This window comes from Mycobacterium sp. 852002-30065_SCH5024008 (assembly GCF_001665645.1).
GTDB classification, from domain to species: Bacteria; Actinomycetota; Actinomycetes; order Mycobacteriales; family Mycobacteriaceae; genus Mycobacterium; species Mycobacterium paraffinicum.
This window is the reverse complement of record NZ_LZSZ01000052.1, coordinates 1-12,074: the sequence shown is the minus strand read 5'-3', so window position 1 is coordinate 12,074 and position 12,074 is coordinate 1. Positions and strand designations below refer to the sequence as shown.

General features: G+C 69.1%; 1 protein-coding gene. It reads right to left on the bottom strand.

Translation table 11 applies throughout. The annotated features are described in order from the left end of the window. A partial coding sequence (locus A5781_RS05560) for a non-ribosomal peptide synthetase (RefSeq protein ID WP_156624418.1) occupies nt 1–12,074 on the bottom strand: 12,074 nt, incomplete at both ends.

Sequence of the window (12,074 nt, the reverse complement as noted above, 5' to 3'; positions counted from 1 at the left end):
CCCCGGCCCCGGCCACATACAACTCCCCGACCACCCCGGCCGGCACCGGCCGCAACCACCCATCGAGCACGAACAACCCCGCCCCGGGCACCGGCGACCCGATCGGAGGCACCCCCGACCCGGGGGTCAGCGGGGCGCTGATCGCCACACACATCGTCGTCTCGGTCGGACCATAGGCGTTGACCATCACCCGCCCGGGCGCCCACCGATCCACCACCTCGGGCGGGCAAGCCTCCCCGGCCATCACCAACGCCACCGAATCCAAACCGGCCGGATCCAACATCGCCACCGCCGACGGCGTCTGGGTCAAAACCGTCACACCCTCAGCGACCAACACCGCATGCAGCTCTTCGGGTGAGCGCGCGGTGTCCTCGTCGACCACCACCACCCGTCCACCGCGCAGCAGCGGGGCAAAGATCTCCCACACCGAGACGTCAAAAGCCAACGAATGCGCATGCGACCACACCCCCGGCGCCGGCAACCCCGCATCCAGCGACCCGATCAACTGCGCCACGTTACGATGAGTCACCCCAACACCTTTGGGAACACCCGTGGTGCCCGAGGTGTAAATCACATACGCCAACCCCCCGGCATCCGGCTCGGGCAAGGCAGTGTCGGGCAAGGCGTCGATGCGCCGATCATCGACATCGACCACCGCAATGCCGTGCCCGGTCAACCGGTCGGCCAGCTCGGCGGTGGTCAGCACCGCCACCGGCGCGGCATCGGCCAGCAGGAACCCGATCCGCGAATCCGGCGACCCCGGATCGATCGGCACATACGCCGCCCCGCTCTTGAGCACCGCCAACATCGCCGCGACCGCCTCGGCCGACCGCGACAACAGCAACGCCACCGTGCACCCCGGCCCCACACCCTGAGCCACCAAAAAATGCGCCAACCGATTCGACGCCGCATCCAACTCCCGATACGACACCGACAACCCACCACACGACACCGCCACCGCCCCCGGCACGCATGCCACCTGCGCGGCGAACAACGAAGGCACCGACACCGGCGCACCCACCGGCCCCGTCAAAACCGCCGTATTCCCAAACACCCCCAACCGGGCACGCTCAGCCTCATCAAGCACATCCACCGACGACAACGCCTGGCCGGGGTCAGCGGTCATCGCCACCAACACCCGCTGCAGCCGCGCGATCAGCGCCTCGATCGTCTCGGCGTCGAACACGTCGGTGCGGAATTCGACGCGCCCACCGATTCCGGCGCCCTCGCCGGTCTCGTTCCAGCGTTCGGCCAGCGAGAACACCAAATCCATTCGGGCCGAATCGGTGTCGACCGGCACGGAGGTGACCTCGAGGTCCCCCAACGCCAGACCGGCGGCCGGATCATCGTGCCCGGCGAAGTTCTGCCAGGCCAACATCACCTGCACCAGCGGGTGATGGGTCAGGCTTCGGGTCGGGTTGAGCCGCTCCACCAGCAGCTCGAACGGCACGTCCTGGTGCTCGAAGGCCTCCAGGCTGCGCGCCTGAACCCGTGCCAACAGTTCGGTGAAGCTGGGGTCGCCGGCCAGATTGACCCGCAACACCAACGTGTTGACGAAGAAGCCGACGAGCTGGTCGAGCGCGCGGTCGCGACGCCCGGCGATCGGGAAGCCGACCGAAACATCCGAGCTGGCGGTGATTTTCGACAAGAGCACCGCCAGTGCGGCCTGCACGACCATGAAGGTGGTCGCGTTGTGTTCGCGGGCCACCCGGCGAACCTGGTGTTGCAGCTCCGCCGGCCAGTCCACGACCACGCTCGAGCCGCGCTGATCGGCGACCGGTGGGTAGGGCCGGTCGGTCGGCAGCTCCAACCGCTCGGGCATGCCCGCCAGGGCGTCCTGCCAGTAGGACAGCTGAGCCGCGATGGGGCTCTCGCTGTCGTCGAGTTCACCGAATTGCGCGCGTTGCCACAGCGTGTAGTCGACGTACTGCACCGGCAGGTCGGCCCAGCCGGGCGCCCGTCCTGAGGCGCGGCTGGTGTACGCCACACTGAGATCCGTGGCCAACGGCGTGAGCGACAAGCCGTCCGCGGCAATGTGGTGCACCACGATCACCAGTAGGTGTTCCTGCTCGTCGAGGGCGAACAGCTTGGCGCGCAGCGGGGTTTCGGCCGCCAGGTCGAAGGTGTAGCGCGTCGTCGCTTCGCTGGCCTCGTCCAGCTCACCGGTCGAGAAGCCCGTGGCGTCGACGATGTCCCAGCCGAAATCGACCTGTTCGGCGGGAACCACCAATTGCTGAGGCGTTCCCTTGCGGGCGGGGAACAGCGTGCGCAGGCTCTCGTGGCGTCGCACCACATCGGCCAGGGCCGCACGCAGCGCGTCGGTGTCGAGTCGGCCGCCCAGCCGCAACGCGGCGGCCATGTTGTAGATGGGCGACGGCCCCTGCAGCTGCTGGATGAACCACAAGCGGCTCTGGGCGAACGACAGCGGGATCACCGCCGGGCGCTCGACGGCCACCAGCGGCTGCAGCCGGCCCGCGCCCTCGTCGATGCGGGGGGCCAACTGCGCGACCGTCGGCGCCTCGAACACGACGCGCACCGGTAGATCGGTATCCAGCGCGGAGTTGATCGCCGAGATCAGTCGCATCGTGGACAATGAATCGCCGCCGAGATCGAAGAACGAGTCGTCGACCCCGACGCGCTCTACGCCGAGCACATCGGCGTAGATGCCGGCCAGGATCTCTTCGACCGCGGTGGTGGGCGCGCGGTAGCTGTCGATGTCTCGGTAATCCGGTGCCGGCAGGGCGCGGGTGTCGAGCTTGCCGTTGACCGTCATGGGCAGCACCGGCAGCACGACGACCGCCGCCGGGACCATGTACGCGGGGAGTCGCTCGGCGAGCGCGGAACGCGCCTTGGCCACGTCCACCGTCCCGGTGACGTAACCCACCAGGCGCTTATCGCCTGGGCGGTCCTCACGGGCGACGACCACCGCCTGCTCCACGCCGGGCAAAGCGCTTAGCGCCGCTTGGATTTCGCCGAGTTCGATGCGGTAGCCGCGGACCTTGACCTGCTCGTCGGCGCGGCCCAGGTAGCGCAGTTGCCCGTCGGTGCCCCAACACACCAGGTCGCCGGTGCGGTACATGCGGGTTCCGGGCGCGCCGAACGGGCACGCCATGAAGCGCGACGCGGTCAACGCGGCCCGGCGCCAGTATCCGACGCCGACGCCGTCGCCGGCCAGGTACAGCTCGCCGACCACGCCGGCCGGCACCGGCCGCAGCCACTCGTCCAGCACGAAGAAGGCGGCCCGCGTGACCGGGGAGCCGATCGGCGGGAAACCCGATCCCGCTTCCAGCGGCGTGCTCTTGCACGCCCACATCGTGGTTTCGGTTGGGCCGTAGACGTTTACCATCACCCGCCCCGGCGCCCAGCGATCCACGAGCTCTGGCGGACAGGGCTCGGCGCCGATCACGAGCGCTGTCGCATCCAAACCGTCGGTCGGAAGCATTCCGACCGCCGACGGGGTCTGGGTGAGCACGGTGACGCGCTCGCTGACCAGCAGCGCGTGGAATTCTTCCGGTGAGCGCGCCACCGACTCGGGCACCACGACCAGTCGCCCGCCGTGCAGCAGCGCGCCCCAGATCTCCCATACCGAGAAGTCGAAGGCGTACGAGTGGAACTGCGTCCACACCTGCTCCGGCGACAACTCGATGCCGATCTTCAGCGAGTCGAAGAGCTGGGCGACGTTGTTTTGGGTTACCGCAACGCCTTTGGGCACACCGGTGGTGCCGGACGTGTAGATGATGTGGGCAAGGTCTTCGGGGGCGGGCGCCGGCGAGGCGGTGGTCGGTTGGTCGGCGACGGCGAGGTCATGGACGTCGATGACCGCGAGGTCGAACCCGTCCAGCCGGTCGGCCAGCGCCGCGGTGGTGAGCGCGGCGATCGGCGCGGCGTCGGCGAGCATGAACTCCATCCGGGCCGCCGGCAGCGCCGGGTCGATCGGCAGGTAGGCCGCCCCGGACTTGAGCGCGGCCAGTATCCCCACGATCGCCTCGGCCGAGCGCGAAAACAGTAGCGCGACAAACTCACCCGGGCGGGCGCCGTTGCGCCTCAGCAGGTGCGCCAACCGGTTGGCCGCCTCGTCCAGCTCCCGGTACGTCATGGACCGGCCCTCGCAGACCAGTGCCACCGCGCCGGGCGTGCGGGCCGCCTGCGCGGCGAACAACGCCGGGACCGACGCTGGCGTCACCGGCCGGGCCAGCACTCCCGCGTTGCCCCACTCCTGTAGCCGGGCTTGCTCGCCCGCATCGAGCAGGTCCACGGACGATAGCCGGCGCTCCGGCTCGGCGGTGACCACCGTCAACAGCCGCTGCAACCGCTCGATCAATCCCTCGACGGTCTTGCCCTCGAAGATGTCGGTGCGATACTCCGCCGTCACCGCGATGCCGGCGCGCTGCCCTGAGTCGGTCCAACGTTCGGCCAGGGAGAAGGTCAGATCCATGCGAGCGGTGTTGGTGTGCACCGGCATTGGCGTGACCTGCAGATCCCCCAGGGCCAGACCGCCCGCGGGATCGGCGACCTCCCCGGGGAAGTTCTCCCAGCCCAGCAGCACCTGAATCAGCGGATGATGGGTCAGGCTCCTGGTGGGATTGAGCCGCTCCACCAGCAGTTCGAACGGCACGTCCTGGTGCTCGAAAGCGGCCAGGCTGCGCCGTCGCACCTGGGCCAGCAGCTCCGCGAACGTCGGGTTCCCCGCCACATCGACCCGCAACACCAAGGTATTGACGAAGAACCCGATCAGCTCGTCGAGCGCGGGCTCGGATCGCCCGGCGATCGGGAAGCCCACTGCCACATCATCGCCGGCGCCGATCTTGCCGAGCAGCGCGGCGAACGCGGCCTGAATCACCATGAAGCTGGTCGCGTTGTGCTCGCGCGCCACCCGGCGAATCTGGTGCTGCAGTTCCGCCGGCCAGTCCACCGCCAGGCGTGCGCCGCGGTGGTCGGCGACCTGGGGGTAGGGCCGATCGGTGGGCAGTTGCAGGCGTTCGGGTAGCCCGGCCAGGGCGTCCGCCCAGAAGTTCAGCTGGGCCGAGATGCGGCTGTCGCCATCGTCGACGTCTCCGAGATGCGCGCGCTGCCATAGCGTGTAGTCGACATACTGCACGGCCAGCGGCGCCCAGTCGGGGGCATGCCCCGCGCACCGGCTGGCGTATGCCACCCCGAGGTCACGCGCGAAGGGAGTGATCGACCAGCCGTCGGCGGCAATGTGGTGCACCGCGACCACCAGCATGTGGGTGTCGTCGCTGACGGCGAAAAGCTCGGTGTGCAACGGGCTTTCGTTCGCCAGGTCAAAGGTGTAACGCGCCGCCGCCGCCATCCGCTCACGCAGCCGGTCTTCCGGCCACCCGCGGGCATCGACGACGTCGCAGCCAAAGCCGATCCGCTCGGCGGGAACCACCACCTGCTGCGGGACGCCGTCGGTTGCGGCAAACACCGTGCGCAGGCTTTCGTGGCGGCTCACGACGTCGGCCAGGGCGTCACCAAGCGCGTCGGCGTCCAGGTGACCGCGCAGCTTCAATGCGACAGTGACGTTGTAAATCGGTGAGGGGCCTTGGAACTGGTCGATGAACCACAGCCGGCTCTGGGCGAACGACAGCGGAATCACCGCGGGACGCTCCCCCGCCGCCAGCGGCTCCGGCCGGTTGGCTCCGTCACCGATGAGGAGCACCAGCTCGGCAACCGTGGGTGCGTCGAAGACGGCCCGCACCCCGAGGTCCGCGTTCAGGCTGGTGTTGACGGCGGCGATCAGGCGCATCGCCGACACCGAATCCCCACCCAGTTCGAAGAACGAGTCGTCGACGCCAACGCGCTCCAGCCCGAGCACCTGGCCGTAGATGCCGACGAGGATCTCTTCGACGGCGGTGGCCGGCGCGCGGTAGCGGTCCACGTCCTGGTAATCCGGTGAGGGCAGGGCCTTTCGGTCGAGCTTGCCCGAGGCGGTCAGCGGGAACTCCTCGAGCGCCACGATGTGTGTCGGCACCATGTATTCGGGCAGCCACGCGTTCAACCGCTCGCGCACCTCGCCGATCTTGGTGTTGGTGCGGGGGTCATTGGCGTGGCTCGTGCGCTGGCGCGTCCCGGCCGGGGGCAGGTAGAGGTCGATCAGGGGCTCGGCGGGCTGGTCGGCGGCGTCGACGAAAACCGCGCTGAGCGTGCCCGGTTGGGTCCCCCAGGTCACCGCGACCCGATAACCGGTGGAGTCACCGATGCGATGCAGTTCTTCGGCGACGGCGGCACCGGGGCCGGCGTCGGAGCCGGCTTGGGTGAGCGCATCGGCCACGGGCAGCCCCGCTGCGAGCGCGGTTTCGACGCGGACGTCGGCGATCACTCCGGCCTGGGGGATCTCAGTGATGCGGACGACGGCGGGACGCAGCGCCGCCAATTCGCCGCGCAGCCCGTCCAGGCCCCCGTACTCGGTCCACGTCCAGGTGGGCGCGGCGGCCACCGAGCGCGCGCGTGCGGGCGCCTTGTGGATAGTGATGTCGTAGCGGTACCGGTTCAGTTCGTTGTCTGCGAATCCGCGTTTGACTTGGATGTCGAGCCCGTCCGCCGACTGGCTGTTGACCGCCCAGGTGGTGAAAAACTCCGGGGCCAAGAGCAATTCGGTCTCACCGAGCATGGCGTGGCGAACACGCTGCCGGATGTCGGATGCGTCGGTGGCGTCGGCGCCGTTGCGCGCCAGCGCGATTCCAGTCTGGAACGCGGGCTGCAGGGTGTGGTTACGCACGTCACCGATGAACATCGCCCCGCCGGGGGCCAGCAGTCCCATCGCGTTGTCGATCACCTCGGCCAGATACCCCGCGTTGGGGAAATACTGGGCGACCGAGTTGAGAATGATGGTGTCGAAGTGCCCCCGTGGCAGTTGGTCGGTGACGTGGGCGGGCTGGGTCAGCAGCTCGACGCGGTCGCGCCATGCGAACTGCAACCGCTCCAGCGAGCGGGCCAGGTTTTCGATCGCCACCGGCGAGAAGTCGGTGGCGACATACTGATCGCACTGCGGGGCGATCTGTGACAACAGCAATCCCGAGCCGACGCCGATCTCCAGCACGCGCCGCGGCCGCAAAGCCATGATCCGATCCACTGTGGCGGCACGCCACTCGATCATCTCCTCGAGCGGGATGGCGTCGCCGGTGTAGCTGCTGTTCCAACCGCGGAAGTCCATGCCGAAGTCCGACCCGGCATCGGGGCTGTACAACTCGTCGTACAGGTGTTGCCACTCTTCGACGTTTTCCGCGTCGTGGTCGGCGCTGGTGTTGTGATCGAGGGTGACGTAGGCGACCAGATGGGAACCGGCGCCGCTGTCGTGCACCGTGACGGCGGCCTGAGTCACGTGCGGGCAGGCCAGCAAGGTGTTTTCGATTTCGCCCAGTTCGATACGCTGGCCGCGCAGTTTGATCTGTGCGTCGGCGCGACCGACAAAGTCCAAGACGCCGTCGCGGGTCCAGCGCACCAGGTCGCCGGTGCGATACATGCGCTCGCCGGTGCCGCCAAATGGGTTGGCCACGAACCGTTCCGCGGTCAGGTCGGCCCGACCCAGGTAGCCGTGCGCCAACGCCGGCCCGCTCACATACAGCTCGCCCACGACGCCGATCGGTGCCGGGTTCAGCCAGGCGTCGAGCACCACGGCGCACACGCCCGGGACGGGGGTGCCGATGCGAACCGGACCCTCGGCCGACAGCGGCGCAGCGGTGATCCAGATGGTGGTTTCGGTCGGGCCGTAGACGTTGAACATGCGCCGGCCCGGCGCCCAGGCGGCCGCCAGCTCCGCCGGGAAGGCCTCGCCGCCGATCATCAGCTTGTCAAACGCTTTCAGCCGGGCAGGATCCAGCGACGACAGCACCGTCGGCGTCAGGAACGCCGCGTTGACGTGCCGACTCTGCAGCAGGGCGGTCAGCGGCTCCCCGGCGTACACCTGTGGCGGGGCCACCACCAGCGCCGCCCCGGATGCCGCCGCCAGCAACATCTCGCCGACGGACGCGTCGAAAGTCGGCGAGGCCACCATCAGCACCCGCGTGTCCGCATCCAATCCACACGAATCACGCTGCGCGGTAGCCCATCCCAGCAGGCCTGCGTGGCTCAACACCACCCCTTTGGGGACGCCGGTCGACCCGGACGTGAAAATCACGTACGCGGTGTCGTGCGCGGTCAGCGGCGCCAATCGATCGGCGTCGGTGATCGGCACGTCGGACTGCCCGGACAGGTCAAGGCCGTCGATCCGTAGCACCGGCCGCGTGCCGGCCCCGGCCACTTCGTCTGTGTCGCAGGTCAACACGCAGACCGCGCCCGCGGCGTCCAGCACGGCGGCGACCCGCTCGACCGGATGGTCGAGATCCACCGGTGCATGCACGCCGCCGGCCTTGACCGTCGCCCAAAAGGCAACCACCAAGTCGACCCGGCGATCCATCGCCACACCCACCGCGCGCTCCGGGCCCACGCCCGCGTCGATCAGTTTGCGCGCCAGGCGGGTTGACCACTCGTCGAGTTCGCCGTACGACAATTGCCGGTCGCCGTCGACCACCGCCACCGCGCCCGGGTCGGTCGCCACCGCGGCCGCCAACAACTTCGGCGCCACCCCCACCGGCGCGGCGACACCCGCGCCGGAGAATTGCGACAGCACCAGTTCACGCTCGCCGCGATCCAGCAGCTCAACGGATGACAGGCGGCGGGCGGGATCGGAAGTCATCGCCACCAACACGCGCCGGAACCGTTCGACCAGCGCCTCGACGCTCGCGGCGTCGAACACGTCGGTGTCGAACTCGACGTGCAGGCCGAGCTCGCGGCCCGGGAGGGCCTCCATCGTCAGCGGATAGTGGTTGTACTCGCGGTTGGTGAACCCGGCGATGGCCAGCCCGTCGGGGCCCAACTCCATGCCGTCGCCGATCGGGTAGTTCTCGTAGACGAACAGGGTGTCGAAGAGCTGCTCGTGGCCGGTGAGGCGATGAATGTCGCTGAGCGCCAGGTGTTGATGCTCGAGCGTGTCGTTGTTGGTGTCCTGCAACTGCCGCAGCAGGTCCGCGGGGGTGGTCGTCGCGGTGATGGCGGCGCGCACGGGAACCGTGTTGATCAGCAGCCCCACCATCGATTCGGCGCCAGCCACTTCGAGTTGGCCCACGCGCGACCGCGGGGTGCCGAAGACGACGTCGGGTTGGCCGGTCAGCGAGGTCAGCAACAACGCCCAGGCGCCCTGCAGGACGGTGCTGACGGTGGTCCGGCACGAGCGCGCGAGTTCGGTGAGGGCTTGGGTGGTTTCCTCGGCCACGCGGAACGATGCCGATCCGCGCCGCCCTTGTCCCAATCGATCCTTCGGGCCGACCAATGTGGGCGTTTCGAAGTCGGCGAGCACCTGGGCCCAGGCCGCGCGGGCGGCGTCGAGGTCCCGATCGGCCAGCCAGGTGACGAAGCTGCGGTAGGGCGCGGCCGCGGCGAGCGGCTCTCCGTAGTAGCTGGTGAAGATTTCGCGCAGCAGGATCGGCAGCGACCAGCCGTCGAGCACGATGTGGTGGTTGGTCAGCACCAACCGGTGCCGGTCGATCCCGCTGCGCACCAACGCCACCCGGAAGGGCGGCTGGTCGGCCAGGTCGCAGACCGCGGCGCGTTCGTCGGCGCACAGCCGCTCGATCTGCTCCTCGGTATCGAGCTCGACGTAGCGCCAGGCCACCACCGGATTGGCCGGAATGATCTGCACCGGCTCGTCGAAGCGCTCGTAGAACCGGGCCGCCAGGTGGGGATGCCGGTTGATCACCGTGCGCACCGCATCGTGCAGGCGGTCGGGGTGGAGGGGGCCGGTGAGCGTGAAATCCAGCTGCACGGCGTACATGTCGTCGCTGCCTTGCGCGGTGCTGGAGTGGAAGAGCAGACCCTGCTGCAGCGGGGTCAGCGGCAGAATGTCGGCGGGTTCGTACCGCCGGTGCAGCTCGTCGATCTGCGGTTGGCTCAGGCGGCCGGGCACGATGTCCGACGGCGTCAGGCCGCCGCCGCCGGCTCGCACGTGCGCGCAGATGCCGGATAAGGCGTCGAACCACAATTGGCTCAGCCGGGAGATCTGCGCTTCGTCGAGGGCCGACGGCGCCCAGGTCCAGTTGGCGTGCAGCTGCGGGCCGGCGTCGGTGTCGGCGGTGCCGGCGTTGAGTTCGACGGTGTGCGCCAACGACATTGGGATCGCCGCGGCGGCAGCGGTCAGGGAAAGGCTCTCCGGGTGCAGTCGCCACAAATCGTCGGACAGCTCCTGCCCGGCGACCAGGCGACCGAGATAGTTGAACCCTATCGTCGGGTCGGCGCCGTCCAATTCCACGTCACCGTTCAGGTAGCGCAGCACGCCGTACGTCAGCGGGTGCGGCACGGCGCGGAGCTGTTCCTTGGCTTCTTTGATCACCGCCCCCAGCGCCGGCTCGCCGGCCAGCACCTGCGCCCAGTCCAGCCCACCGGCCGTCAGTGACACCGGGTATTTGGTGGTGAACCAGCCGACCGTACGCGACAGGTCCACATCGGGCGTGAGTTCCTCGTGCCGGCCGTGGCCTTCGACGTCGATGCCGATCGGCCCTGCGGCATCGCTGAAGAACTCCGCCCATGCCACCGCGAACGCGATCAACAGAATGTCTTGCACGCCAGCGTGAAACGCCGCGGGCGCCTCGCCGAGCAGGGTGCGGGTGGTCTCGACATCCAGGGACGCAGACAGGTGCCCGGCGGTGGCATAGGTGTCGGCGCCGGGCCGTACCGCCGGCAACGACGACGGGGTCGCCGCGATTCGCGCCCAGGCATCGGTCTGTTCGATAACCTCCGGGCGGTGCGCATGCTCGCCGAGCAGCGTGGCCCATCGGGCGAACGACGTGCCACCCGTCGGCAGCGTCACCGGCTGACCGCCCCGGTGCTGCGCCCAAGCGATGTTCAAATCCTCCAACAGGATTCGCCAGGACACCCCGTCGATGGCCAGATGGTGGACGATCAACGCCAGCTGACGGGTGGGACCGACCCAGAGCGCGCTCAGCATGATCCCGGTGGCGGGGTTGAGCCGCGACCGCCCCTCCACCAGCGCCTCATCGGTCAACGCAGCCACGGATCGCAGGCAGCCGGCCGCGTCCACCGAACCGGGCTCGGGAACCCACAACGCCCGCCCGTCACCCTCGACGCGCAGCCGCAGCATGGAGTGCCGGTCCAGCAGGGCCTGCAACACGGGCACCACGTCGGCCTCGGTCACTCCGGCCGGCGCCTGCAGCACGATCGTCTGGTTGAACTGATCGATGGGGCCGTTCACGTCCTGCAGCCACCGCATGATCGGGGTGGCAAGGACGGGACCGAGGCCCTCGTCGATCACGCCGGCCTCGCCGTCGGTTGCCCCGACCACGCGGGCCAGGCGGGCAACCGTCTGTTCGACAAAGACGTCCCGGGGCCGGCACGTCAATCCGGCCGCCCGCGCTCGCGACACCACCTGCAGCGCCGAGATGCTGTCGCCGCCGAGTTCGAAGAAGGAGTCGTCGATGCCGACGCGGTCGACGCCGAGGACCTCGGCGTAGATGGTGGCCAGGATTTCTTCGACTGCGTCGTGCGGGGCGCGGTAGGCACCGGCCTGGTATTCCGGTGCCGGTAGCGCGCGGGTGTCCAGCTTGCCGTTCGCGGTCAACGGCAACCCGTCTAGGCCCACGATGGCCGCGGGCACCATGAACGCCGGCAACCGCTCCGACAGCCGCGCCCGCAGCTCGGCCGCATCGGCCGTCCCGGTGATGTAACCCACCAGCCGCTTATCCCCGGGACGGTCCTCACGGGCGATCACCACCGCCTGCCCCACCCCATCCAAAGCACCCAGTGCGGCTTGGATTTCACCCAGCTCGATGCGATACCCGCGGATCTTGACCTGCTCATCGGCGCGGCCCAAGTACTGCAGCTGCCCATCAGCACCCCAACACGCCAGATCCCCGGTCCGATACATCCGCTGCCCGGACCCGCCGAACGGACACGCCACAAACCGCGCCCCGGTCAGCCCGGCACGCCCGAGATATCCCACGCCCACCCCGGCCCCGGCCACATACAACTCCCCGACCACCCCGGCCGGCACCGGCCGCAACCACCCATCGAGCACGAACAAC